Origin of the sequence: Luteimonas sp. MC1828 (genome assembly GCF_016461615.1) — a bacterium.
Classification (GTDB): domain Bacteria; phylum Pseudomonadota; class Gammaproteobacteria; order Xanthomonadales; family Xanthomonadaceae; genus Luteimonas.
Map to the genome: position 1 here is coordinate 1,555,569 of NZ_JAEMNY010000001.1, position 25,499 is coordinate 1,581,067.

Annotated in this window: 20 protein-coding genes; 11 read left to right on the forward strand and 9 right to left on the reverse strand. The window is 68.8% G+C overall.

Features of this window, described 5'->3' with window-relative positions:
* The first annotated feature begins 124 nt into the window (after nt 1-124).
* From JHB91_RS07165 to JHB91_RS07190, 6 genes are all read left to right on the forward strand, one after another.
* Nucleotides 125-1,147, forward strand: a complete 1,023-nt coding sequence (locus JHB91_RS07165; protein ID WP_199472239.1) for a phytase — start codon at nt 125-127, stop codon at nt 1,145-1,147.
* Between the two features lie 5 nt (nt 1,148-1,152).
* Nucleotides 1,153-1,944 carry a M23 family metallopeptidase gene (locus tag JHB91_RS07170; RefSeq protein WP_199472240.1) on the forward strand — a complete coding sequence of 264 codons (792 nt, stop codon included), beginning with the start codon at nt 1,153-1,155 and terminating at the stop codon, nt 1,942-1,944.
* Nucleotides 1,945-2,239: 295 nt separating this feature from the next.
* Nucleotides 2,240-3,844 (forward strand): peptide chain release factor 3, encoded by a 1,605-nt coding sequence (locus tag JHB91_RS07175; RefSeq protein ID WP_199375015.1) that lies wholly within the window; start codon nt 2,240-2,242, stop codon nt 3,842-3,844.
* Nucleotides 3,845-3,902: 58 nt separating this feature from the next.
* Nucleotides 3,903-4,442, forward strand: coding sequence for a hypothetical protein (locus JHB91_RS07180; protein WP_199472241.1), 540 nt, complete (start codon nt 3,903-3,905; stop codon nt 4,440-4,442).
* An 85-nt stretch (nt 4,443-4,527) separates the two neighbouring features.
* Nucleotides 4,528-5,178, forward strand: a complete 651-nt coding sequence (locus JHB91_RS07185; RefSeq protein WP_199375013.1) for a hemolysin III family protein — start codon at nt 4,528-4,530, stop codon at nt 5,176-5,178.
* A gap of 203 nt (nt 5,179-5,381) precedes the next feature.
* Entirely contained in the window at nt 5,382-7,247 is a 1,866-nt protein-coding gene (locus tag JHB91_RS07190) for an AsmA family protein (protein ID WP_343225068.1), read from the forward strand.
* A 3-nt stretch (nt 7,248-7,250) separates the two neighbouring features.
* Here JHB91_RS07190 and JHB91_RS07195 read toward each other — a convergent pair whose 3' ends face one another.
* Genes JHB91_RS07195 through mtgA form a run of 3 tightly spaced genes read right to left on the reverse strand, consistent with a single transcriptional unit; the run spans nt 7,251 to nt 9,445 of the window.
* On the reverse strand, nt 7,251-7,682 hold the full coding sequence (locus tag JHB91_RS07195; protein ID WP_199375011.1) for a CBS domain-containing protein: 432 nt from the start codon (nt 7,680-7,682) through the stop codon (nt 7,251-7,253).
* On the reverse strand, nt 7,642-8,670 hold the full coding sequence (locus JHB91_RS07200) for a glycosyltransferase family 2 protein (RefSeq protein WP_199375010.1): 1,029 nt from the start codon (nt 8,668-8,670) through the stop codon (nt 7,642-7,644). Before JHB91_RS07200 ends, JHB91_RS07195 begins: the two co-directional genes overlap by 41 nt.
* 22 nt (nt 8,671-8,692) lie before the next feature.
* Nucleotides 8,693-9,445: a monofunctional biosynthetic peptidoglycan transglycosylase gene (gene mtgA / locus JHB91_RS07205; protein ID WP_199472243.1), complete on the reverse strand. Its 753-nt coding sequence runs from the start codon at nt 9,443-9,445 to the stop codon at nt 8,693-8,695.
* 84 nt (nt 9,446-9,529) lie between these two features.
* Between mtgA and JHB91_RS07210 the strand changes: the two genes are divergently transcribed.
* From JHB91_RS07210 to JHB91_RS07220, 3 genes are all read left to right on the forward strand, one after another.
* Nucleotides 9,530-10,426, forward strand: coding sequence for an Hsp33 family molecular chaperone HslO (locus JHB91_RS07210; protein WP_199472244.1), 897 nt, complete (start codon nt 9,530-9,532; stop codon nt 10,424-10,426).
* 142 nt (nt 10,427-10,568) lie between these two features.
* Nucleotides 10,569-11,384, forward strand: a complete 816-nt coding sequence (locus tag JHB91_RS07215; RefSeq protein ID WP_199472687.1) for a hypothetical protein — start codon at nt 10,569-10,571, stop codon at nt 11,382-11,384.
* A 172-nt stretch (nt 11,385-11,556) separates the two neighbouring features.
* A complete protein-coding gene (locus tag JHB91_RS07220) occupies nt 11,557-14,454 on the forward strand; it encodes a TonB-dependent receptor (protein ID WP_199375007.1) in 2,898 nt (965 codons plus the stop codon).
* An 81-nt stretch (nt 14,455-14,535) separates the two neighbouring features.
* Here JHB91_RS07220 and JHB91_RS07225 read toward each other — a convergent pair whose 3' ends face one another.
* The 4 genes from JHB91_RS07225 to JHB91_RS07240 all read right to left on the reverse strand — a co-directional run bounded on the left by JHB91_RS07225 (nt 14,536) and on the right by JHB91_RS07240 (nt 19,747).
* Entirely contained in the window at nt 14,536-16,104 is a 1,569-nt protein-coding gene (locus JHB91_RS07225; protein WP_199472245.1) for a sulfotransferase, read from the reverse strand.
* Between the two features lie 62 nt (nt 16,105-16,166).
* Complete coding sequence (locus JHB91_RS07230; protein ID WP_199472246.1) at nt 16,167-17,204, reverse strand: hypothetical protein; 1,038 nt, start codon at nt 17,202-17,204, stop codon at nt 16,167-16,169.
* The gene (locus tag JHB91_RS07235; protein ID WP_199472247.1) at nt 17,201-19,048 is read right to left on the reverse strand and encodes a phosphoenolpyruvate carboxykinase (GTP); all 1,848 of its coding nucleotides are present in this window, start codon (nt 19,046-19,048) and stop codon (nt 17,201-17,203) included. Before JHB91_RS07235 ends, JHB91_RS07230 begins: the two co-directional genes overlap by 4 nt.
* 117 nt (nt 19,049-19,165) lie before the next feature.
* The gene (locus JHB91_RS07240) at nt 19,166-19,747 is read right to left on the reverse strand and encodes a TetR/AcrR family transcriptional regulator (RefSeq protein ID WP_199375003.1); all 582 of its coding nucleotides are present in this window, start codon (nt 19,745-19,747) and stop codon (nt 19,166-19,168) included.
* A 174-nt stretch (nt 19,748-19,921) separates the two neighbouring features.
* Between JHB91_RS07240 and JHB91_RS07245 the strand changes: the two genes are divergently transcribed.
* On the forward strand, nt 19,922-22,396 hold the full coding sequence (locus JHB91_RS07245; protein WP_199472248.1) for an acyl-CoA dehydrogenase: 2,475 nt from the start codon (nt 19,922-19,924) through the stop codon (nt 22,394-22,396).
* A 53-nt stretch (nt 22,397-22,449) separates the two neighbouring features.
* On the forward strand, nt 22,450-22,935 hold the full coding sequence (locus JHB91_RS07250) for a hotdog fold domain-containing protein (protein WP_199472249.1): 486 nt from the start codon (nt 22,450-22,452) through the stop codon (nt 22,933-22,935).
* 9 nt (nt 22,936-22,944) lie between these two features.
* Here JHB91_RS07250 and JHB91_RS07255 read toward each other — a convergent pair whose 3' ends face one another.
* A complete protein-coding gene (locus tag JHB91_RS07255; RefSeq protein WP_199472250.1) occupies nt 22,945-24,129 on the reverse strand; it encodes an NAD-dependent epimerase/dehydratase family protein in 1,185 nt (394 codons plus the stop codon).
* Nucleotides 24,113-25,474: an MFS transporter gene (locus tag JHB91_RS07260; RefSeq protein ID WP_199374999.1), complete on the reverse strand. Its 1,362-nt coding sequence runs from the start codon at nt 25,472-25,474 to the stop codon at nt 24,113-24,115. The genes JHB91_RS07255 and JHB91_RS07260 overlap by 17 nt, the downstream gene beginning before the upstream one ends.
* Nucleotides 25,475-25,499 lie beyond the last annotated feature (25 nt).

The following is a 25,499-nucleotide window of genomic DNA, read 5'->3' on the forward strand; positions in this document are numbered from 1 at the left end:
CATCGCCGGTCGCGCGCCGCTGCCGCATAATCCCGCGATGCGAAACACACTCCTCGCCGGCGCGTTCGCCGTGCTCCTGTCCGCCTGCGCCACACAGGCCCCGCAGCCCCGGATGCAGCCCCCCATGGCGCGTACCACCGCCGCACCCGCAGCCGCGGGCGTCGTGCTGGTCCAGGAAGCGTGGGTTTCCGCCGAAGTGCGCGGCGAGGAGCTGGACTCGCTGGCAACGTGGAGCTCGGAAGACGGCCGCGTCTGGCTGTTCGCCACCGGCAAGTCGAGCCATCGCCTGTCGCTGTTCGACGGCGACAGCGGTGCCGTGCTGCGTACCGTCGGCGAACGCGGCGACCGGCCCGGCGCCTTCAACCGCCCCAACGGTGTCAGCGTGTTCGGCGACCTGCTGTTCGTGGTGGAGCGCGACAACCGCCGCGTGCAGGTGCTCTCGCTGCCCGGCTTCGAGCCGATTGGCGCCTTTGGCCAGGACCAACTGCGCAGCCCCTACGGCATCTGGCTGAACGAAGTCGCTCCCGGCGAACTCGACGCCTACGTCACCGACAGCTTCATGTACGGCGCGCGTTTCGACCAACTGCCTGCCGACCAGGAACTCGACCAGCGCGTGCGCCGCTACCGCCTGGATGTCGGCGACGACCGCCTGGACGCGCGCTACCTGGGAGCCTTTGGCGCCACCAGCGGCGCCGGCAAGCTGCACATGGTCGAGTCGATCGCCGGCGACGCCGCGCATGATCGCCTGCTGATCGCGGAGGAAGACCGCAACCGCCCGTCCAACCTGCGCGAATACAACCTCGCCGGCCGCTTCGCCGGTCGCAGCCTGCCGGAGGGCACCTTCGACGGGGAGGCCGAAGGCGTGGTGCTCTGGACCTGTGGCGTGGACAGCGGCTACTGGATCGCCGTGGACCAGCAGGCGCCGCGGACGCACTTCCATGTCTTCGAGCGCGCTGGCCTGGTGCCCGTCGGCAGCTTCCACGGTGCCAGCGTGGCGCGTACCGACGGCATCGCCCTGCACGCCGCGGCCACCGCGCGCTTCCCGGCGGGTGCGTTCTACGCGGTCCACGACGACCTGGCGGTGGCGGCGTTCGATCTCGGCGACCTGGTGCAGGCGCTGCAGCTGGACCCGGCCTGCCTGCACTGACCACGATGCGCGCGTTCGCCGCCTGCCTGCTGCTGCTGGCGACCGCCAGCGCATCGCCCCAGACGCCGGCAGCGCTGGCCCGCCTGGTCATCGAGGATCGCGGCGCCGGCCACGAAGCCTGGGCCGAGAACCTGCTCGCGGGCCCGATCGAGGTGGTGCTGCGTGTCGACGGCGGGCCTGCACCCGCGGCCCGACCTGCCCTGCCGGCGCGCGCGACCGTGCCCGCCCGCGGCCGCGTGCTGGTGGCCCGCGTGGCCGCCGCCGATGCGCGCCTGCGCCTGGAGGCGGTGCCCGGCCATCCGGCGGCGCAGGTGCGCGACATCGAGTACGCCTGGCCGCTGGCGACCGCATCGCTGCGCATCGAACAGGCCTGGGGCGGTCGCTTCAGCCACGCCGACGACGAGAATCGGCACGCTGTCGACTTCGCGACGCCCGTCGGCACCCCGGTGCTCGCCGCACGCGAGGGCGTGGTGATGCAGCTCGAAGGTGGATTCGCCGAAGGCGGACTCGACCGCCCGGAGGACATGGCGCGTGCCAACTTCATCCGCATCCTCCACGACGACGGCACGATGGCCGTGTACGCGCACCTCGCCGCCGACGGTACGGAGGTCCGGCCGGGCGAACGCGTCCGCCGTGGCCAGCGCATCGGCCGCTCCGGCAATACCGGCTACAGCGGGGGCCCGCACCTGCACTTCGTGGTCCAGGCCAACCGCGGCATGCGTCTGGTGTCGCTGCCGTTCCGCATGTTCGGCCCGGGCGGCATCCTCCGCTTCACCGAGGCTGCGTCGAGCGACTGAGGCGCGGCATCTGAAGGGCCCGGCCACTCCGGGGCTTTGCGCCGGCTGCCGGTACCGCGACCGTGCGCCAGATCGCGGGCTGTGGCTTTGCTCCTCAAACCACCGGGCAGTGCGGCGTACCGGGTGCCAAGGCCCTTGAGAGCGAAGTCAAGGAGGAGGTGATGGCCGCAGGCCATCGCCGGGGGACATGAGCACTCAAGGGCCTTGGCACCCGGCGCCCCCGCGCGCACAGCCACCGCACCGTATAATCGCCGGCTTCCCGCACACTCCCGGCGCCAGCGCGGCGCGTATCGCCATGCCTGACGTTTCCACCGAAGCCGCCCGCCGCCGCACGTTCGCGATCATCTCGCACCCCGACGCCGGCAAGACCACGCTCACCGAGAAGCTGCTGCTGTTCGGCGGCGCCATCCAGATGGCCGGCTCGGTGAAGTCGCGCAAGACCACCCGCCATGCGACGTCCGACTGGATGGCGCTGGAGAAGGAGCGCGGCATCTCGGTGACCAGTTCGGTGATGCAGTTCCCCTACGAGGGCTGCGTCATCAACCTGCTCGACACCCCCGGCCACGCCGACTTCGGTGAGGACACCTACCGCGTCCTGACCGCAGTGGACAGCGCGCTGATGGTGATCGACGTCGCCAAGGGCGTGGAGGAACGCACCATCAAGCTGATGGAGGTGTGCCGCATGCGCGACACGCCGATCATGACCTTCATCAACAAGCTCGACCGCGAAGGCAAGGACCCGATCGACCTGCTGGACGAGGTCGAGACCGTGCTCGGCATCCAGTGCGCGCCGGTGACCTGGCCGATCGGCATGGGCAAGCGCCTGAAGGGCGTGGTGCACCTGATCACCGGCGAAGTGCACCTGTACGAGCAGGGCCGCAACTTCACCCGCCAGGATTCCACCATCTACTCCTCGCTCGATGCACCGGGGCTCGCCGAGCGCATCGGCGCGGACATGCTGGCGCATGTGCGGGACGAGCTGGAGCTGGTGCAGGGCGCCAGCCATGCCTTCGATCTCCAGGAATACCGCGCCGGCCGGCAGACGCCGGTGTTCTTCGGCTCCGGCGTGAACAACTTCGGCGTGCAGCCGCTGCTGGACTTCTTCATCAAGCACGCGCCGTCGCCGCAGCCGCAGCCCACCACGACGCGCCCGGTCGCGCCGTCCGAACCCAAACTCACCGGCTTCGTGTTCAAGATCCAGGCCAACATGGATCCGCTGCACCGCGACCGCGTGGCGTTCATGCGCGTGTGCTCGGGCCGCTTCGAGGCCGGCATGAAGGTGTTCCAGGCGCGCACCGGCAAGGAACTCAAGCTCGCCAACGCGCTGACCTTCCTCGCCAGCGACCGCGAGATCGCCGCCGAGGCCTGGCCGGGCGACGTGATCGGCATCCACAACCACGGCACGATCTCGATCGGCGACACCTTCACCGAAGGCGAGCAGCTCGCCTTCACCGGCATCCCCAACTTCGCGCCGGAGCTGTTCCGCCGCGCGCGCCTGCGCGACCCGCTCAAGCTCAAGCAGCTGCAGAAGGGCCTGGCGCAGCTGTCTGAAGAGGGTGCCACGCAGTTCTTCAAGCCGATGATGTCCAACGACATGGTGCTGGGCGCGGTCGGCGTGCTGCAGTTCGACGTGGTCGCCTATCGGCTGAAGGACGAATACGGCGTCGACGCGATGTTCGAGCCGGTCGGCGTGGCCACGGCGCGCTGGGTGCGCTGCAAGGACGCAAAGAAGCTCGAGGAGTTCCGCGAGAAGAACGCCACCAACCTCGCCATCGACGGCGCCGGCGAACTGGTTTACCTGGCGCCCACGCGGATCAACCTGCAGCTCACCACCGAGCGCTGGCCCGGGGTCGAACTGCTCGCCACGCGCGAACACGCCACGGCCCGCACCGACGGCTGACGGGCACGCGACATGGCGGGGGACTAAGATCGTGGCCTCGCCGCCCAGGTCGCCCGCCATGACACCTCGCACTGCCCACCCGACCGTGCTCGCGGTCGCCATCACCCTGATGTGCGTGCTTGCGGCCTGCGGTCCGCGTTCCACCGGGGACGACGACAAGCAGGTGGCCACCGCCGACGCGCCGGAGTCGCCGGGCGAGGTCGCGGGCCCGAATGCGGGCGGTGCCCCAGGCGACGCGGCCGCCACCCCGCCGGCCGCGGGAGACGACGACGTGCTGAGCGGCGTTCCGCAGTCCATTCCCCTGCCCGCGCGCACGACCCCCACTCCACCGCTGCCGGACGACACCGAGGTCACCTACCTGTGCGCCGACGGCAGCGACCTGCGCGTCCGCTATGCCGCAGGCCAGGCCAGCGTGACCCTGGGCGTCGACAAGGTCGCGATCCTCGCGCTTTCGCCCGAAGCCAGTGCCGAGCACGGCGGCGAGGTCTACGTGGGGCAAGGCCAGGGACTGCGCAGGATCGGTGGCGTGGTGGAATTCGACCCCGGCAAGGGCGAAGACGCGATCCGCCGCTGCGGCGAGGCGTCCAGCACCGCCTGAGCCGCCACGCCGCGTCTTGTGGGAGACGGCGTGCAGGCAGGTGCATGTCATCATCACCCCTCGGACCTGTCCCCCGGAGGCCGCGTTGAACACGATGAGCCTGCGCCAGAAGCGCGAAGAACTGGCCAGTGCGCTGACCCACGGCCTCGGCGCCTCGGCGGCGCTCGCCGGTGGTGCGGTGCTGGTGACGCTGGCGGCGATGCGTGGCGACGGTTGGCAGCTCGGCGCCGCCATCGTCTTCGGCACTTCGCTGCTGCTGCTCTACGTCGCGTCGACCCTCTACCACGCGTTCCGCGATCCGGTGCTGAAGGGTCGGCTCAAGGTGTTCGACCACTGCGCGATCTACCTGCTGATCGCCGGGACCTACACACCGTTCACCCTGATCGGCCTGCGCGGGCCGCTGGGATGGTGGATGTTCGCCGCGATCTGGACGCTGGCACTGGCCGGCGTGGTGTTCAAGCTGTTCTACACCGGGCGTTTCAAGCGCCTGTCCACGCTCGTCTACGTGGCCATGGGCTGGATGGTGCTGGTCGCGATCAAGCCGGTGCTGGCGGCGCTGGACACGTGGACCTTCGCCTGGCTGGTGGCCGGGGGCGTGGCCTACACGCTGGGAACGTTGTTCTACCACCGCGAGTCGCTGCCTTACTCGCACGCGATCTGGCACATGTTCTGCGTCACCGGGAGTGCCTGCCATTACATCGCGGTCATGGCCCAGGTGGCGGTTCCGGTCGCCTGAACATGAAGGCCGCGTGCACCGGCAGTGCGGGATTCACTCCCGTTTGATGCTCCTCGGCGGAAGGTGGCGGCCTGACCGCAACCGGGCCGCGCATGCCTCCTGAAACCCCGCCACCTGCCGCGTCGCCCCCACGGGCGCCACGGCCGCGTGCGCTCGACGCGGTCATCGCGCACCCGTGGAGGAGCGCTGCCACCGTACTTGCGGTGGCGATCGTGATCCTGGTGCTGCTCTGGGACTGGAACTGGTTCAAGGGACCGGTGGAGCGGATCGTCTCCGCGAAGACCGGTCGCAGCTTCGACATCGGTGGCGACCTCGATGTCGATCTCGGCCGCATCACCGTGGTCCGCGCCGGCAAGCTGCGGCTTGGCAACGCCGACTGGTCGGACGAACCGATGATGGCCAGCGCCGACCAGCTTGAACTGCACGTGCGCCCGTTCACGCTGCTGCCCGGGCGCCAGGCGCGCATTCCCGAACTGCGCCTTTCGCGGCCCGACCTGCTGCTGGAGAAGGGCGACGCGGGCGGCAACTGGGTGTTCCCCGGCATGGATGGCGACGGCCCAGGCCCGGTGTTCGAGCGCCTGTGGGTGGATGACGGCCGCCTGCGCTTCATCGATGCCGCCGGGGGCACCGACATCGATCTGGCGGTGGCCAGCCGCGAGCCCAAGGACACCACCACCGCACCGCCGATCACCGTCAAGGGCAGCGGCCACTGGCGCGGCGAAGCATTCACCCTGTCGGGTGCTGCGGCGTCGCCGCTGGCCTTGCAGGCGAGCGAGCGCCCCTACGCCATCGACCTGCGCGCCTCGGCGGGCCCCACCCGTGCCCACGCACGCGGCACGGTGACCGACCCCATCCGGCTGGCCGACTTCGACCTGCGCATGGCGCTGTCCGGTCGCAACCTGGACGACCTCTATCCGCTGATCGGCGTGGCCCTGCCGCCCACCGCGCCGTATTCGCTCGACGGCCGCTTCACCCGCGATGGCGCCACCTGGAACTACGACGATTTCACCGGCAAGGTCGGCGACAGCGACCTGGCCGGCTCGGCCAGCGTCACGACCGGCGGAGAGCGGCTCATGCTGCGCGGCAACCTGCATTCCGCGCGCCTGGATTTCGATGACCTCGCGGGCTTTGTCGGCGCTGCACCGCAGTCCGGCGGCGACGAGACCAGCAACCCCGAGCTCAAGGCGCAGGCCGCAAGGCAGGCGGCGAGCGGGCGCCTGCTGCCGGACACTCCCTACGAACTGCACAAGTTGCGGGCGATGGACGCCGACGTGCGCTGGAAGGCCGCGCACATCGAGGCACCGGGCTGGCCGCTCGATGACATGGACGCGCACATCAAGCTGCAGGCGGGCCTGCTGCGACTGGACCCGCTCGATTTCGGCGTGGCCGACGGCACCATCCGCTCGACGATCCGCATGGACGCGCGCAAGGATGTCATCCGCACCGACGCGGACATCCAGGCGCGGCGCCTGGACCTGGCGAAGCTGTTCCCAAAGGTCGCACTTACCCGCGACGCCGTGGGTCGCGTCGGCGGCAACATCAACATCGCCGGCAACGGCAATTCCATCGCGAAGATGCTCGGCTCCGCCGACGGCGACATCGCACTCGGCATGGGCCGCGGCCAGATAAGCAACCTGCTGATGGAACTGGCGGGCATCGACATCTACGAGGCGCTGAAGTTCCTGATCGGCAAGGACCGCAAGGTCGCCATCCGCTGCGCGTTCGGTGACTTCGGCGTCAAGGACGGATTGATGACGTCGCGCGCGCTGGCGTTCGACACCAGCGACACGATCATCATCGGCGAAGGCACCATCGACCTCGGCGATGAGCGCCTGGACCTGCTGCTGAAGCCACGGCCCAAGGATCGCAGCATCCTGTCGCTGCGCTCGCCGCTGGTGCTCGACGGCACGTTCCGCGACCCCCGATTCCGCCCCGACATGGGCCGGCTCGGGCTGCGCGGTGCCATCGCCCTGGCGCTCGGCAGCATCGCGCCGCCGGCGGCACTGCTGGCGACGCTGGAACTCGGCGGCGGCGAGGACAGCGGCTGCGGCGGCGACTACGCGAAGTAGCCGTCAGGACGTGATGTAGCGCTGCAACTGGTCGAGTTCTTCCTGTTGTTCCTCGATCACCGCCTTCACCAGGTCGCCGATCGACACCACGCCCAGCACCGCGTCGCCATCGACCACCGGAAGGTGGCGGATGCGGCGCTCGGTGACCATGCGCATGCACGCCGAGGCGTCGTCTCCGAGGCCGACGGTCACCACGTCGGCGGTCATGATGTCGCGCACAGGCGTGTCCTTCGACGAGCGCCCGGCCAGCACCACCTTGCGTGCGTAGTCGCGCTCCGAGAGGATCCCGACCAGCCTGCCACCGTTGCCGAGCACCAGCAGCGCGCCGATGCTCTTTTCCGACATCAGGCGGATCGCATCGATCACCGGCGCGTCCGGGCCGATGGCGTGGACTTCAGGTGCCTTGGACTCCAGCAGATGCCTCACCGTGCGCATGGCGGCTTCCCTCGATGTTGGATGGCACGCCCGAGCATACCCCGCCCGCCGGATGCCAGGCGTCGACCAGGTACAGCGGACGCTGCTTGGACTCTTCGTAAAGCCGGCCCAGGTATTCACCGATCAGCCCCAGCGCCACCAGCTGCACCCCACCCAGGAACAGGATGATCGCCATCATCGTCGGCCAGCCTGCGACCGGGTCACTCCACAACAACGCCTTGATGATGATCCACAGGCCATAGGAAAAGGCGACCAGCGCGGTGGCCACGCCAAGGTAGGTCGCCAACCGCAACGGCGCGGTGGAGAAGCTGGTGATGCCCTCCAGCGCGAAGTTCCAAAGCTGCCACAGGTTGAACTTGCTCTTGCCCGACAGCCGCGCGTCGCGCAGGTACGGCACGCTGATGCGGTTGAAGCCGATCCAGCCGAACAGGCCCTTCATGAAGCGGTGGCGCTCGCGCAGTTCACGCAGGGCAGCGAGCGCCCGCGGCGACAGCAGGCGGAAGTCGCCGGTGTCGGCCGGCACCGGCGTCTTCGACAGGTGCTGCATCACGCGATAGAACGCATGCGCCGACCCGCGCTTGATCCAGCCTTCGCCCTCGCGCGCCAGGCGCGTGCCGTGGACATCGTCGTAGCCCTCGCGCCAGCGCGCGACGAACTCGGGGATCAGCTCAGGCGGATCCTGGCCATCGGCGTCGAGGATGAGCGCGGCACCCTGCGTCACCCGGTCCAGGCCCGCGGTCAACGCCGCCTCCTTGCCGAAATTGCGCGACAGGCGCAGCAGCGACACCCGCGCATCGGCGGCCGCCAGCGCCTGCATCACCTGCCAGGTGCCGTCGCTGCTGCCGTCGTCGACATACAGCACGCGACCCTCGACGCCGCTGGTCGCGGGCAGCGCGTCCAGCACCACGGCCAGGCGGCGGTGCAGCACAGGCAGCGGCTCCGCCTCGTTGAAGGCGGCCACCACCACGGTCAGGCGATCGGGTTCCATGGCGGCATCGTAACGCGCGGGCCTACTTCAGCGCCTCGCGCCACGCCGGGCCATCGAGGTTGCGCATGTTGCGTTCGATCCAGCGTGCGCGACGCTGCACGTAGGGTCCCGGCCGGTGCGCGCTGTAGCGCTTCGGGCTGGGCAGCACGGCCGCCAGCCGCGCGCTCTCGGACGGCCCGAGGCGAGCCGCATCCTTGCCCCAGTAGCTGCGCGCCGCCGCCTGCGCGCCGTAGATGCCGTCGCCGAACTCGGCGACGTTGGCGTACACCTCGATGATCCGGCGCTTGGGCCAGAGGGCTTCGATCAGCAGCGTGTACCAGGCCTCGGCGCCCTTGCGCACCCAACTGCGCCCGCTCCACAGGAACAGGTTCTTGGCCAGCTGCTGGCTGATGGTGCTGGCACCGCGCGTGCGCCCGCCGCGGGCGTTGTGCGCGCGCGCCTGCTCGATGGCCTTGAGGTCGAAGCCGCGGTGGGCGAGGAAGTTCTGGTCCTCGGCGGCGACCAGCGCCAGCGGCAGCGTCGGCGCGAGCTGCTCGAGGTCGCGCCAGTCGTAGGCGATGCGGAAGCCGGTGTCGCCCGCGCGCAACGCGTCGAACTGGCGGATCGCCATGAACGCCGTGAACGGCGGATCGACGAAGCGCAGCGCCAGCACCTGCACGACGCTGAGCACGACCAGCAGGAGCGGCAACTTCCACAGCCAGTGCCAGCGGCTGCGGCGCCGCGCCGGCTGCGTCGGTGGCGGTGACAGCCTGTCCTTGTCACGCGAAGCGATCATCCCCATCTCCCCCGGTCTCCCGCAGCGGGCCGGAACCGGCGATTATCCGCCCCCGACCACGCCCGGCAATGCACCGGAACCCCCATGACCCATCCAGACCGCGACCATCTCACCCGCTTCCTCCTGCCGCGCGCCGGCGTGCGCGGCGTACACGTGCATCTCGATGCCACCTGGCAGGCGATCGCCTCGAGCGACGACTACCCACCGATGGTGCGCGCCATGCTGGGCGAATCCGCCGCGGCCTCGGCGCTGTTCACCGGGCACACCAAGGTCGACGGGCGGCTTTCCGTGCAGCTGCGCGGCACCGCCGGGCTGCGCACGCTGTTCGCCGAGTGCACTGCCGCCGGCACGCTGCGCGGGATCGCCCGCGTGGCTGACGGCGCGGGTGACATCGCCGGCCTGCATGCCATCGGCGAGGACGCGCTCCTGGCGATCACCATCGAGAACCCGGGTATCGGCGACCGCGAGCCGGTGCGCTACCAGAGCCTGGTGTCTCTGGATGCGCCCGATCTCTCGGCCGCCTTCGAGGCGTACTTCGTGCAGTCCGAGCAGTTGCCGACGCGTCTCCTGCTGGCCGCCGACAGTGACGCCGCCGTGGGACTCATGCTGCAGAAGCTGCCGGGCGACAGCGTCGCCGACGTCGACGGCTGGGACCGGGCCAGCGCACTTTTCGCCACCCTGCGCGCCGGGGAACTCCTCGAGACCGGCGTCGCCGAGCTCCTGCACCGCCTGTTCCACGAGGAAGATCCGCAGATCGTGGGTGGCAGGCCGTTGGAGTTCGCCTGCTCATGCTCGCGCGGGCGGGTGGAGGCCATGCTCGCCTCCCTCGGGCGGGTCGAAGCCGAAGCCGCGTTGGCCGATGGCGTCGCCTCGGTGCGTTGCGAGTTCTGTGGCCAGGCCTATACGTTCGACACGGCCGGAATACACGCGATCTTCACGGAAGACAGGCGCCCAATGGATGCCCCGCCCCGTCTGCAATGAGACGTGGCGCGGTATTCAGGGGATTGTTAAGGAAACATAAATCCACTAGAGTCCGGCTTGAACGGGCAGGGAACTTCCGCCCGGAATTAGGGGTCGAAAGCGGGCCATGAAGCTGCGCATTGCACAACTGTCGCTGTCCCTGCTGCTCGCCTTCGGCGTGGCGGCTGGCGCGCATGCCCAGTCGTCCAAGCGCGACCAGGCGGTGCTTCCGGTCTGGAACCAGTCCAGCGGCAAGGTCGAGGCGGTGTTGCTGCTCGAGCCCACCAACAACGACGCGGGATCACGGCTGCGCTTCGGCGACAGCACGCTGGACGCCGCGTTCGGCATCGAAGCCGGGAACTCGCTGGGCGTGTTCTGCGACCGCGAAACCGGCCTGGCAAGCGCGCTCGGCAACCTGGCCAACAATTGCATGCTGGCCAGCTTTGGCGACGGTGAAAGCCGTCGCGCCAGTGGAACCGCCGCGTTCAATGCCGGCAACAGCCGGGTCGGCCTGACCGCGAGCACTGGCACCGGCACCCTGCCCGGCTGGCTCAGCCCCGGAACCCGCGTCGGCGCCAGCAAGATCGATGTCAACGACCTGACGGTGTTTGCACAGCGCAACATCGGCCGCGAGGGCGTGGTGTCGATTGCCGGCACCATGGCAAAGGCCACCCTGATGACTCCCGCCGAAGCCACGAGCCTCGGCCTGTCGGACCAGTGGACGTCGCGAACCCTGAGCATCGGCGGCGGTTTCGGCCGCTTCGGAGCCAACATCGTCGGTCACGTGGTCGACACGCCCGGCCAGCCGAAGTGGGAAGGCCTCGGCCTCGGCCTCACCTGGCGCACGCCGTGGAGCGGCCAGCTCACCGTGGGCGCGGACAACCTCGTGACCCGCGGCAAGAATCCCTTTACCCCGACCATCGACGGGCGTGAAGACGAGGGCACAGTGCCCTATGTGCGTTACGAGCAGGATCTCTAAGCGCCTGATTTCATTACGCTTCCTGCAACGAAGCACTCGGCTTTTAACAACACTTTAATTTTCTCTCCGTCGGGACTACTATCGGTCCCGGCCTTGCTGGCATTGGCGTCTCCTTGACGTCACCGGTGGGGTTCCCATGGGATTTACCCAAGACTCACTTGGAGAGAGAGAGATGACCCTTAAGACCACAAGGCTCCGCGACGCGATTACTTTCGCGATCGCAACGGGCGCCACGGCCCTCGCGGGCACTGGCATCGCATATGCCCAGGACGCCACCGACCAGACCACCACGCTTGACCGCATCGAAGTGACCGGCTCGCGCATCAAGCGCACCGAAGTCGAGACCTCGCAGCCGGTCTTCACCCTCAGCCGCGAAGAGATCCAGGCCCAGGGCCTGACCTCGGTCGGCGACGTGATCCAGAACCTGTCCGCCAACGGCTCGGCGCTCAACAGCACGTTCAACAACGGCGGCAACGGCGAGACCCGCGTCAGCCTGCGCAACCTCGGCTCGGCCCGCACCCTGGTGCTGGTCAACGGCCGTCGCTGGGTTGGCGGCACCGGCCTGGGTGGCGCGGTCGACCTCAACACCATTCCGACCGCCGCGGTCGAGCGCATCGAAGTCCTGAAGGCCGGCGCGTCGTCGATCTACGGCTCCGACGCGATCGCCGGCGTGGTCAACCTGATCCTGCGCACCGATTTCCAGGGTGCCGAAGGCAATGCGTTCCTCGGTGGCTACGACAAGGGCGACGGCTTCCGCGAGTCGTACGACCTGACCATCGGCACCTCGGATGATCGCTTCACCGCGATGTTCGGCGTCGGCTACGTCAAGGAAGAGCCCGTGATGGCGGGCGACCGCCCCGAATCCGCCGAGCCCTACTACAAGACCGGCAACCTGCTCGGCAGCTCGACCACCCCGAACGGCCGTTTCGCGATCTGTACCGGCGTGATCAACCCGATCAGCGGCGCGTGCTCGGTCACGGAAACGCGTCCGAACGGCACCGGTGGCCAGTTCACCTACGACCCCGGCCAGTCCGGCACCAACTGGCGCAACTACGCCGGTACCGATGCCTACAACTTCGCCCCGCTGAACTACCTGGTCACGCCGCAGGAGCGCAAGTCGATCTTCGGTCGCGCCAGCCTGGCGCTCACCGACAACACGTCGGCGTTCGTCACCGCGACCTACAACAACCGTCGCTCCGAGCAGCTGCTCGCCGCGATGCCGATCGTCCTCGGCACCGGCCCTGGCGCCGGCGTGCAGGCGCGTACCGTCAGCATCAGCGAGTTCAGCCTGTACAACCCGTTCGGCGAGCCGGTGAGCCGCATCCAGCGTCGCGCCAACGAGACCGGTGGCCGCTCGTTCGCCCAGAACGTCGACACCTTCGGCTTCAACGGCGGCCTGGAAGGCAGCCTGGAGCGTTGGGGCAAGTTCATCACCTGGGATGCCGGCTTCAACTACGCCCGCAACGACCAGAACGACACCACCAATGGTCTGTTCAACATCCCGGCTCTTCGCCAGGCGCTCGGCCCGTCCGAACTCCGCAACGGCATTCCGGTCTGCGTGACCGCCCCGGGTGGCGCGGTCATCGCCGGTTGCGTGCCGATGAACCTCCTCGGTGCGCAGGGTTCGATCACGCCGGAGATGCTCGCGTTCTCGAGCTTCGTCGCGCATGACGAGTTCGGCTACAAGATGAAGCAGTACTACGTCAACGGCTCGATGGAGCTGTTCGACCTGCAGGGCGGCACCGTCGCGATCGCTGCGGGCCTCGAGCACCGCGAAGAGTCTGGCTTCGACCAGCCGGACGCGCTGATCAACTCCGGCAACACCACGGGCAACGCGCGTACCGCCACCAATGGTGCCTACAAGGTCGACGAGGCCTACGTCGAGCTCGCGATCCCGGTGCTGTCCGACCTGCCGTTCGCCGACCTGCTGGAATTCAACCTCGCCTCGCGCGTGTCGGATTACAGCAACTTCGGTGACACGGTCAACTCGAGCTTCGGCTTCAAGTGGCAGCCGATCGAAGACCTGCTGGTCCGCGGCAACTGGGCCCAGGGCTTCCGCGGTCCGTCCATCGCCGAGCTGTTCCAGGGCGTCTCGGATTCGTTCCCGAGCATCTCGGACCCCTGCTCGACCACGTTCGGCGGCGTGTACAACCAGCTGACCCCCGAACAGCAGGCGCGCTGCCATGCGCAGGGCGTCCCGGTGGGTGGTTATGACCAGGGCAACACGCAGATCCGCATCAGCGTGGGTGGCAACACCGAGCTGATGCCGGAGACCTCGGTCACCAAGACCCTGGGCATGGTGTGGAACCCGGGCATGATCGAAGGCTTCGACGTGTCGCTCGACTGGTGGAAGATCGATCTCGAGAACACCATCACGTCGTTCAGCGGCCAGTTCATCCTCGACCAGTGCATCGAGGAAGGCATCAGCGCGTTCTGCAACTACACCCGCTCTGCTGGCGGCAACATCGACACGCTGCTGTCGGGCGGCCTGAACGTCGGCGCCGCCGAAGTCGAGGGCTGGGACCTCACGCTGAACTACCGCATGCCGGAAACCGCATGGGGCAAGTTCTCGTTCACGTGGGACACCACGTACATGTCCAGCTTCAAGACGGACAACGATGCCGACGGCGACATCGACCAGGATGACGGCGGCAGCGTGGTGGGCGAATACTTCGACCGCGACAACAACTGGCGCATCCGCAGCAACCTCATGACGCGCTGGGAAATGGGCGACATGGGCGCGACGCTGTTCACGCGCTACTACTCGCGCCAGGAAGAGGATTGCCCGTTCTATTACAACGACTACGGCTTTGGCGAGCTCTGCAATGACGCCATCACCGACGTCGACGGCATCAACCAGGCGGGCTCGCAGAACCAGATCGGCAGCCGCATCTATCATGATGCGACCGTCTACTGGAACGCTCCGTGGAACGCCAAGATCACCCTGGGCGTGAACAACCTGGCCGACAAGACCCCGCCGCTGGCCTACACGGCCTTCGCCAACAGCTTCGATCCGCAGTACGAGATCGGCGGCCGGTTCTTCTACCTGCAGTACAACCAGCGCTTCTGATCGTTTCACCGCTGGTTTGAAATCGACTACGGCCCCTCACGGGGCCGTAGTTTTTTGTGGATCGTCGTCGGGACTGCCGCTTCAGGCGCTCTGGCAACCACCGTCCGCAAGTGCGTCAACCAACGGCTGCAGTTCGCGCGCATATGGCGTCCATGCCCGGCCACGGTCACGCCGGAACCCTTGCCGGGCAACGTTCGCGCTCGGAGTGGACACCACGCCGGTGCTGCGCTCGATGTCGACCATCGCCGGCTCGAACGCGAGGCCACAATGCGCGGCCACGCGCCTGGCCATCGCCTCCGGCTGCTCGACGAGGGCGTCGTATGACACATCGAGCACGCGACCAGGCAGCACGGCGTGCCAGTGGGCCATCATGCGGCGGTACAGCAGGTAGAAGCCCGCGAGCTCCGCCTGGTCATACGAGTAAAGCGCCGCGCCGGAGAACAAGGTGCGCAGGTTGGAGAAGCAGGTGTCCACCGGGTCGCGGACCAGATGCAGGAACCGCGCCTGTGGCAGTGCCTTCGCGATGAACCCGACGTTGAAGAAGTTCTGCGGCAGTTTTTCGGTGAACCATGGGCGCCCGCGCGACAACCAGCGCGCGCTCTCGGCATAGCCCCGCGCCACGTCATCGAACCCGACGCCTGCGGCGGCCCGCACGAAGTCCGCGTTCGGGCCGGCAGGCGACGCGATATCCGTGGCGAGTTCCATCTGTGCATGGAACGCGGACGTTTCACCGGCATCGCCGACGTCGCGGTGGCCGGCGAGCATGCGTTCCAGCAGGGTGGTCCCCGAGCGATGCATACCGACGATGAAGATCGGCACGGCAGGCTGCTCGATCGCGCTGGTTTCCGCCAGGAACGCGGGGGTGCAGATCCCCTCCAGGTTCGCGACCAGCCGCGAGTCGTCGTCCAGTTTGTAGTTCACCTGCCCGCGCTTCGTTCGGCAGGCCCGCTGCAGCGCGGCCCAGGCGCCCGCATGGTCCTTCAGGTCGTGCAGCTCCTTGAACAGGGCGTAGGCAAGGTAGACCTCGCCTGGGCCGCCCGGCCGCGCCTGGGAGAGTTGCTGCCGCAGCCTGGGGACATGATTGCGCTCTGGCGTCTGGGTCCGCATGTTGGCGAGCATCAGCGCGTTCTGGAACAACAGCGGATCCTTGCGCAGCGACGCTTCGTAGTGCGGTTCGGCGGCGTCGGGGTCACCGCGAAAAACCTGGAAGTTCCCCCAGACATGGAGCAGCGCCGCATTGTCGGGCGTGCGCTCCAGGCCGCGCTCGACAAGATCGCTTGCCTGCTGGTGGGCGCCGATGGAGCTCAGCATGACGGCCGCGCGCGCCAGTACGTCCGCAGGCGCGCCGTCGGCGAATTCGGGCCAGGCCAGGCACTCGGTCAAGCGGCGGAACTCGTGGAAGTAGCGCAGCCGTTGCGCCACGGCATAGACCAGCGGCGGCTGCACGGGCCGGGCATCGAACGCGCGCAACGCCGCCGCATGGGCGTCCCGGTGTGCGCGACGCCGCGTCAGCATCGTGGACAGACCGATCAGTGACGCGGCATGCGTGGGCTGCGCACTGAGCGCCTCGCGGTACAACGCCTCGGCCGCAGCGAACTCCTTGCGGTCGGCAGCCGCCTCCGCGCGCAACCAGAGCTGGTCGGGTATCAAGGGCATCTCCTGCAGGTGGTCATGGGCGGCGCGATGCCGTGCTGGCAGCGGCCATCAACCGCCTATATTGCGCGATGGTGGGCCTCGAGTGCCCACGCTTCGTCTGCCAGCGCAGGGCGGACGAAGCGCTGGAACCAGTCCAAGGCCTGCCCGACTTCCCGCTCGTGTGCCTGGCGCAGCGCCGCGGCATCCCGGCGGCGGCGGTCCGGCCCGTAGCCATGGGCCACGGCCTTGGCATTCTGGCTCACGACGCGTTCGACGCGGCCCGCCAGCAGGTCCGGCGGTATCCCCAGCCGCAACCATGCGTTGCAGCGCAATGCGACGCCCGCGACGTCGGCAAGGAAGGCGGACGCATCCAGCACCCGCAACTGTTCGCCGCGGGTGTCGAGGACCCGGGTGCAGAGGTCGCGCTGCGCGGCCCATTGCAGCGTGGCCGCCGCCGAGAGATCGGGAGGCTGCAGCGCGGCGGCGGGCAGGCGCGACGCCAGGCCTCCCGCACGCAGGGCGCGTTCCGCGAGCTCCGGGATCTTGAGCCGGGTCTCCGTGGTCTTCTTGAGGTTCGAGACCACGAAATCCTCGAGCGACGACGTCAGCACGATGCCGCGGCTCGCGGGCGCGCTCGCCATGAGGTCTTCGGCGACGTTCAGTGCGGCGTGTGTCGGTTTCACGACCACCGCGGCGCCCGGGAACCAGGGCCGCGACAGCAGTGCGACCGATGCCTCGAGCAGGCCGTCCAGCGGCCACCCCGCATGACGGGCGTCCGCGAGGCGACGCAATACCAGCGGCTCCTTCAGTGACGTCGAATGCGGCGGGACATGCAGCGCCCTCGCCAGCAGGGTCGAACAACAGAACGACGTGTGGAACAACCACGCCAGCGCGGGCGCCACAGCCGGACGCGGCAACGTGTCGGCACGCACGGCGATGGCCTCGCCGAGCGGCGCGGGGATGCGACTGTCGAGGAACACGGCATCCTCGAGACACGCCACGTCCAGCGGGAGGAACCCGAAGCTGCGCTCGGGCACGTGCAGGTCGACCGGGAACCAGCGGGCATCCGACAGGTCCGGCGACGGCCGGGACTGCGGAGCAGCGGGTTCGATCATGGCGCCGGCGCGCCCCGCGGGCCAGCCGGCTCCAGCCTCGACACGGTTTCCTGGTGCGCTGCAGTCAGCCGCGGCGGCATGCGCTCGCCGAACGTCGCGAGGAAGTCGCCGATCGTTCGCATCTCCTCCCGCCAACCGGCGCGGTCGACCGCGAGCAACGCATGCATCGTGTCGGCGTCGACGCCGACGCCCGCGAACGCGTGGCCCTGCGCCAGCGGCAAGCGACCGATGGCCGTGTCTTCCGCATCGGCCCGTCCTTCCACTCGCGCGACGATCCACTCCAGGACCCGCATGTTCTCTCCGAAGCCCGGCCACATGAAGCGGCCATCGGCGTCCTTGCGGAACCAGTTGACGTGGAACACCTTCGGCAGCTTCGCATCCGGCGTGTCGAACGACAGCCAGTGCGCGAAATAGTCGGCGAAGTTGTAGCCGCAGAAGGGCTTCATCGCCATCGGGTCGCGGCGCATCACGCCCACCTGCCCGGTGGCCGCGGCGGTGGTCTCGGAGCCCATCGATGCACCGACCAGCACGCCATGCGCCCAGTCGCGGGCCTCGAACACCAGCGGCACGAGCGAGGCGCGGCGACCGCCGAAGACGATGGCACTGATCGGCACGCCCTGCGCATCCTCCGCGTGCGGCGACCAGCTCGGGCACTGCTTCGCGCTTACCGTGAAGCGTGAGTTCGGGTGCGCGGCCGGTCCGTTCGCGGGCTCGTAGGGACGCCCCTGCCAGTCGAGCGCCGGCACGCGATCGTCCAGGCCTTCCCACCACGGCTGGTTGTCAGCGGTGACCGCTACATTGGTGAAAATGGTGTCGTGCTGGAGGCTGGCCAGGGCGTTGGGATTCGACTTTTCCGACGTGCCCGGGGCCACGCCGAAGTAGCCGGCTTCGGGATTGATCGCCCACAGCCGTCCGTCCTCGCCAGGCCGCATCCAGCAGATGTCGTCGCCGACCGTCCACACCTTCCAGCCTTTTTCTCGATAGGCCTCGGGCGGGACCAGCATCGCCAGGTTGGTCTTGCCGCAGGCGCTGGGGAACGCGGCGGCGATGTAATGCACTTCGCCCGCGGGATTCTCGATGCCGACGATCAGCATGTGTTCCGCAAGCCAGCCTTCGTTGCGCGCCTGGTGCGAGGCGATGCGCAGCGCGTGGCACTTCTTGCCGAGCAGGGCGTTGCCGCCGTAGCCGGAGCCGTACGACTTGATCGCGAGCTCTTCGGGGAAATGCATGATGTAGCGGCGCGCCGGGTCGAGCTCGCCGGTGGAGTGCAGGCCGCGCACGAAGATTTCGCCCTGCTCGCCACGCGCGGCCCGCTCGCTGCCCTCGCGCTCGATGCGCGCCAGCGCGGCGGCGCCCATGCGCGTCATCATCCGCATGTTGACGACCACGTACGGCGAGTCGGTGAGCTCCACGCCGCAGCGCGCCAGCGGCGAATCGATCGGGCCCATGCAGTACGGCACCACGTACATCGTGCGCCCGCGCATGCAGCCGTCGAACAGGGCGTCGACCTTGGCATGTGCCTCGGCCGGGGCCATCCAGTGGTTGTTCGGGCCCGCATCGGCCTCGTCCTGGTGGCAGACGAACGTGAGGTGCTCGACGCGGGCCACGTCTTCCGGGTGCGAGCGGTGCAGCACGCAGCCGGGGTGGCTGTCCTGGTCGAGTTCCAGCAGGGTGCCATCGGCGAGCATTCCGGCCACCAGCGCGTCGCGCTCGGCTTCGCTGCCATCGCACCAGTGCACGCGGTCGGGACGGGTGAGTGCGGCCATGTCGTCGACCCACTGCTGCAGCACGGCCAGACGGGAACCTGAGATAGGCGCCTTGGCCTGCTGGGGAACTGCGTTCATTGGCTTGCGACTCCGGGCTGCGCCAGTACTGGAAAGACCGCGCATTTTAGCCGTCGGAAGCGGGTGACGCGTGCCGCAGTGCCGCATCGTCCACCGCGCGCGCGGCGAATACGTACCTCAGCCCGGTACCAGCGTCCTGGCAAGGTGTTCCACGTAGTCCTCGAACTCGTCCTGCGGCATGCGCGGTTGCTGCAACTGCAGGTTGAGCTGCAGGAAGCCGACGTAGGCCGCATAGGTCAGGCGTGCGCGATGGCGTGCTTCGTTGCGGCCGAGCCCAGTCTGGCGGAACGACGCGGTCAGGTATTCCAGGCGGCGCGCGGAGACGCGGTTGATCACCGGCTGCACCGCGGGATGGTCGAGCGACTTCAGCAGCGCGCTGTAGACCACGTGCGACTTGAACTCGTGCGCCACCAGCTGGAACAGCGCGCGCAGCCGTGCGCGGGGGTCCGGCACCGCTTCGAGCTTGCCGAACACGTCTTCCTGTTCGACCGCCTCCCAGCGTTCCAGTGCCGCCTGCAGCAACGCGTCGCGGGACGGGAAATGCCAGTAGAAACTGCCTTTCGTAACGCCCAGGCGGCGCGCCAGCGGCTCGACCGCCACGGCGGACACTCCCTGCTCGGCGATCATGTCGAGCGCGGCTTCCGCCCAGTCATCGGCGCTGAGGCGGGTGCGTTCGGTCTTTGCGGGGGGGCTGTCCATCCTCCGAGTGTATCCATACGCCCGGGTGCGGAACAGTATCTGCAGACGCGTTGACACGCGCTCGCGGCAGTGTCCATACTGCAAAGTATGGTCAATGTTCCGGCGCCGTCGTGGCCGGTACACACTGGCCTCGTCCCGACCCCAGGCGAGCCACGCGCTCGCGGAGCCCACGCCATGAGTATCCTCGCACCGTTCCTGGTCCTGCTTCTGGCCGGCGCCATTGCCGCCTATCACCGCCTGCGCCTCGCCACCTGGGTGGCGATCACCGCCGCCGGACTGGTGGCCTGCGCCCTGCTCGGCGCCAGCACCGCAGCGACGGTGATCGCAGCGTTTCTGCTGGCCCTGGTCGCGGTACCGCTGCTGGTGCCGCAGATCCGCAAGCCGTTCATCACGGCACCCGCGCTGAAGTTCTATCGCAGGATCCTGCCGCCGCTGTCGCAGACCGAGCGCATCGCGCTGGAGTCGGGCTCGGTCGGGTTCGAAGGCGAACTGTTTTCGGGCAAGCCGGCGTGGGACATGTTGCTGTCGCAGCCGAAGCCGCAGCTGACCGCCGAGGAGCAGGCGTTCCTCGACGGGCCGGTGGAAGAGCTGTGCCGGATGACCAACGACTGGCAGATCACCCACGTCGATGCCGACCTGTCGCCGGAGCTGTGGCAGTTCATCAAGGCCAACAGGTTCTTCGGCATGATCATTCCCAAGGCCTACGGCGGCCTCGGCTTCTCGGCGCTCGCCCACCACAAGGTCATCCAGAAGGTCTCCTCGATCTCGTCGGTGGTCAGCTCCACCGTCGGCGTGCCCAATTCGCTCGGTCCCGGCGAGCTGCTCATGCATTACGGCACCGAGCAGCAGAAGGATTACTACCTGCCGCGCCTTGCCGACGGCACCGAAGTCCCGTGCTTCGGCCTGACCGGGCCGTTCGCGGGCTCGGACGCCACCTCGATTCCCGATTTCGGCATCGTCTGCAAGGGCGATTGGGGCGGCGCGCAGGTGCTCGGCGTCAGGCTCACCTTCGACAAGCGCTACATCACGCTGGCACCGGTCGCCACGCTGATCGGCCTGGCGTTCCGCATGTACGACCCGGACGGGCTGCTCGGCGACACCCGCGATATCGGCATCACCCTGGCGCTGGTGCCGCGCGACGTCGAAGGCATGGAGATCGGCCGTCGCCACTTCCCGCTCAACTCGCCGTTCCAGAACGGACCGCTCCGCGGCAAGGACGTGTTCGTGCCGCTCAGCCAGATCATCGGCGAGGAAAACGGCTTCGGCGAGGGCTGGCGCATGCTCAGCGAGTGCCTGTCGATCGGCCGCTCGATCACGCTGCCGTCCACCGCCAGTGGCGGCGCCAAGATGGGCGCGATCACCACCGGCGCCTATGCGCGCATCCGCAAGCAGTTCGGCCTGTCCATCGGCCGCTTCGAGGGCGTGGAGGAGGCGCTCGCACGCATCGGTGGCAAGGCCTATGCGATCAGCGCGCTCTCGCAGGCGACGGCGGCGGCAGTCGACCGCGGCGACGTGCCCGCGGTGCCGTCGGCGATCGCCAAGTACCACTGCACCGAAATGGGCCGCCAGGTTGCCAAGGACGTCATGGACGTGATCGGCGGCAAGGGCATCATCCTCGGCCCGCGCAACTTCGCCGGCCGCTCCTGGCAGGCGTCGCCGATCGCGATCACGGTGGAAGGCGCCAACATCATGACGCGCAGCCTGCTGATCTTCGGCCAGGGCGCGATCCTCTGCCATCCGTGGGTGATGAAGGAAATGAAGGCGGCGCAGGATCCCGACGCGCAGGCCGGGCTGGACGCGTTCGACCGCAGCCTGTTCGGCCATGTCGGCTTCGCGATCTCCAATGCCGTGCGCTCGCTGTGGTACGGGGTGACCGCGGCGCGCTTCGGCAAGGCGCCGGGCGACGACTACACGCGGCGCTTCTTCCGCAAGCTCGATCGCCACTCAGCCAACCTCGCGCTGATGGCCGACGTGTCGATGCTGATGCTCGGCGGCAAGCTCAAGTTCAAGGAGTCGCTGTCCGGGCGCCTGGGCGACGTGCTCAGCCACCTGTACATGACCAGCGCGATGCTCAAGCGCTACCACGACGATGGCGCGCCGGTGGCCGACCAGCCGCTGCTCGCCTGGGCGTTCCACGACAGCATCCACCAGATCGAGACCGCGCTGTCGGCCGCGCTGCGCAACTTCCCGATTCGCCCGGTGGGCTGGCTGATGTGGGCGCTGATCTTCCCGCTCGGCCGTCGCGCCGAAGCGCCCGGGGACCGCCTCGGCCATCGCGTCGCCGCGCTGCTGATGACGCCCAACGAGGCGCGCGACCGCATCGCGCACGGCGTGTTCACCACGCCCTGCGAGAACAACCCAGCGGGCCGCATCAATGCGAGCCTCGCGGCGGCGGTCGCGGCCGAACCGGTGGAGCGCAAGTTCCTCAAGGCCCTGAAGAACAAGGGCATCGAGGCGCTGGACTTCGCGTCCCAGCTCGACGAAGGCGTGCGCGAGGGCTGGATCAGCGCCGAAGAGCGCACCCAGCTGGAGGAACTGCGCGAGCTGACGCTCGACGCGATCACCGTCGACGACTTCGACGTCCATGAGCTGCGCGCGGCGACCTATCGCGACACCTCGCAGCCGGCGTCATCGCGCGAAGCCGCCTGACACAGCAACAGCCCCGTCGCGCCTGCGCAACGTCGCAGGCGCGGGAGACGCGCATGCAAAACCGCCTCATCGCGCTGCATCGCCGCTTCAGCCGCTGGCCGGGCGGGCGCTGGCTGTTCTCGCGCCTGGTGTGCCTGAAGGCGCCCTACTTCGCCAGCATCTCGCCGCTGGTGGAACGCCTCGAGCCCGGTCGCTGTGAAGCGACGTTGCGCCACCGCCGGCGCGTGAGCAACCACATCGGCACCGTGCACGCGATCGCGCTTTGCAACCTCGCCGAACTCAGCGGCGGGCTGGTGACCGACGCCAGCCTGCCGCCATCGATGCGCTGGATTCCCAAGGGCATGCAGGTGGAATACCTGAAGAAGGCGGTGGGCACGATGCGCGCGGTGGCAACACCGGCGCAGCCGGTGGTGGGCGCGGACCAGGGCTATGCGCTGCCGGTGGACGTGGTGGTCAGCGATGCCGCGGGCGACCCGGTATTCCGTGCGCGGATCTCGATGTGGCTTTCGCCACGCCCGATGGGCGCGCCGAATCCCTGAGCGCGCGCCTCAGCGGTGTGCGTGCCAGGCCTGGAGTACCTCGGCCTCGCGTTGCGGCGACAGCCCGGCCTTGGGCTGCGCCTTGCGCTCGTCCGGCAGCGAGCGCCAGTACTCCAGCGTCGCCGCCACCGTCTCCTCCAGCGGACGCGTGCGCAGGCCCAGCGCCTGCGCGCGCGCCGTGCTGATGCGTCCGAAACCGGCGTAGTCGCCTTCCGCGGGAATCCACGCCGGCATGTCCTGCCAGGCGGACACGCCCTGCGCCTCGAGGAATGCGGCCGGCACCCAGGTCAGCGTCGAATCGTGGCCCGGCGGCTGCGGACATGGCGCGCGCACGCACTGGATGGTGTTCATGCGACGCGACACCTCCTGGCAGGTCGCCAGCAGCCGGCCCATGGTGATCGAACCCGCGGGCGCGTCGGCGTTGACGATGCCCGTATGGCGCTGCTCGAGCGCCAGCAGCAGGAAATCGGCCAGGTCGCGCACGTCGATGAACTGCGTCGGATCGTCGGTCGAACCGGGCGCGAGGATTTCGCCGCCGCGATCGGCGCGCGCCGGCCAGTAAGTGAAACGATCGGTGGTGTCGCCCGGACCGACGATCAGGCCGGGGCGCACCACCATCGTGCGGCCCGGCAGCTCGGCTTCCGCTGCGCGCTCGCACAACGCCTTCAGTGCGCCGTAGGTCTCACCGGTCACTTCGGTCACGGTCGGGTCGGCCAGCGTCGCCAGCGTCGCGTCTTCGTCCTGCCCCGGCGTATCGGTCTTCGCGTACACCGAGATCGAAGAGACGACCAGGTAGCGGTCCACCCGCTTCGCCAGTAGCCGCGCCGACCGCGTGACGTCGCCCGGGATGTAGGCCGAGGTGTCGAGTACTGCGTCCCAGCGGCGCGTGTCGCCAAGCGCCGACAGATCGACCTTGCGGTCGCCGCGCAGCTGTTCGATATCGGCGAACTCTTCACCCTCGAAACGGCCTGGGTTGCTCTTGCCGCGATTGAACAGGGTCAGCGCATGGCCGCGCGCACGTGCGGCGGCAACGAAATGCGGGCCGAGGAAGCCTGTCCCACCCAGCACCAGGATCTTCAGCGGCGTGCCGCGGGCGGGCGCGGCATCCCTGGCCGCGGTACGCGCGCATGCCGGCAATGCGGCGGCTACGGCACAGGCCAGGCCCGCCTTCAACAGTTCACGTCGACTTGCCATGCTCGGGCTCCACGCGGGTGTCCTGCGGGAGACTGCGCTCGGCGCGCACCACGCGCCATGCGCCGTAGGTCATGCCCAGGGCGATGCCCAGGCCGGCCATGAACACCACGTGCGACCCCAGCGCCGACAGCGCCTTGTGCGCCCAGACGAAGGTCAGGTCACCGCCCCGGTAGATCGCCGTGTCGATCACCGCCTTCGCCTTGTAGCGCTCCTCGCGGTCGACGCGCGTGTACACGGTCTCCCGCGCCGGCTTGGCGAGCGAGAACTCGCTCGCCCGGGTGACGATCTGCACCATCGCCACCAGCACCGGCAGCGGCGACGCCGACAGCAGCGCGAAACCCAGCACGATCGCCAGCGCCGGCAGAAGCAGCAGCGGCGCGATGCCGTAGCGCTGCAGCAGGAACCTGGTCAACAGCAGCTGCACCAGGATGGTCAGCAGGTTGATCGCGCCGTCGATCATCGAGTAGTACGCGGTGCGCGCCTCGGCGGTCGCGAACGCGGCGCGCGCGATCGCCGCCTGCTCGTTGTAGAGGATCGTGCCCACGCCGACCCCGAAGAACATCAGCACGGCCAGCGCGCGCAGCAGCGGACGCTGCCAGACCAGGCGCAGGCCGGCGAGCACGGACCCGCCCATCGGCCGGCCGTCGCCGTTGCCCTGCGCCTGCTCGCGCCGCTTCGCCCACGGCCGCAACTTGTAGATGCACAGCAGGCACACGCAGAGGAAGCCGGCGGAGACCAGCAGCAGGTTGGCCACGCCCACCGGCTCCACCAGTACCCGGGTGATCGCCGGACCGAGCAGCGCGCCCACCGTGCCGCCGGCACCGATGTAGCCGTAGACCTGCTTGGCGTGTGCGTTGTCGAACACGTCGGCCATGAAGCTCCAGAACACCGTGACCGCGAACAGGTTGAACACCGCCACCCAGACGAAGAACAACGCGCCACGACCGGCGGCGCCGCTGTCGAACGCCCACCAGAATCCGAGCAGGCAGCCGATGAAGACCAGGTACACCGCCGGCAGGAACACGCGGCGCGGGAAGCGCGACACCAGCGCGCCGTACAGCGGCTGCAGCAGGACCATCGCGATGAACGTGGCGGTGAACAGCAGCTGCAGGGTGAAGTCGCCGACCGCGAAGCCGTGCCGTTCGCCAAGCGCGATCAGTCCGCGCGGGAACACCGCCGCCGCATCGGCGGACGATCCCATGGCGTCGCGCACCGGGCGCAGCACGTAGTAGCCGCAGAGCAGGCAGAAGAAATACAGCATCGCCCACCACAGCTGCGGCGATGCTCCCAGCTCAGCGCGGAAACGCCCAAACCGCCGGGTGTCCCCGGCCGTCACCTTGCTCATTGTTGTGCTGCCATCTGGCGGATCG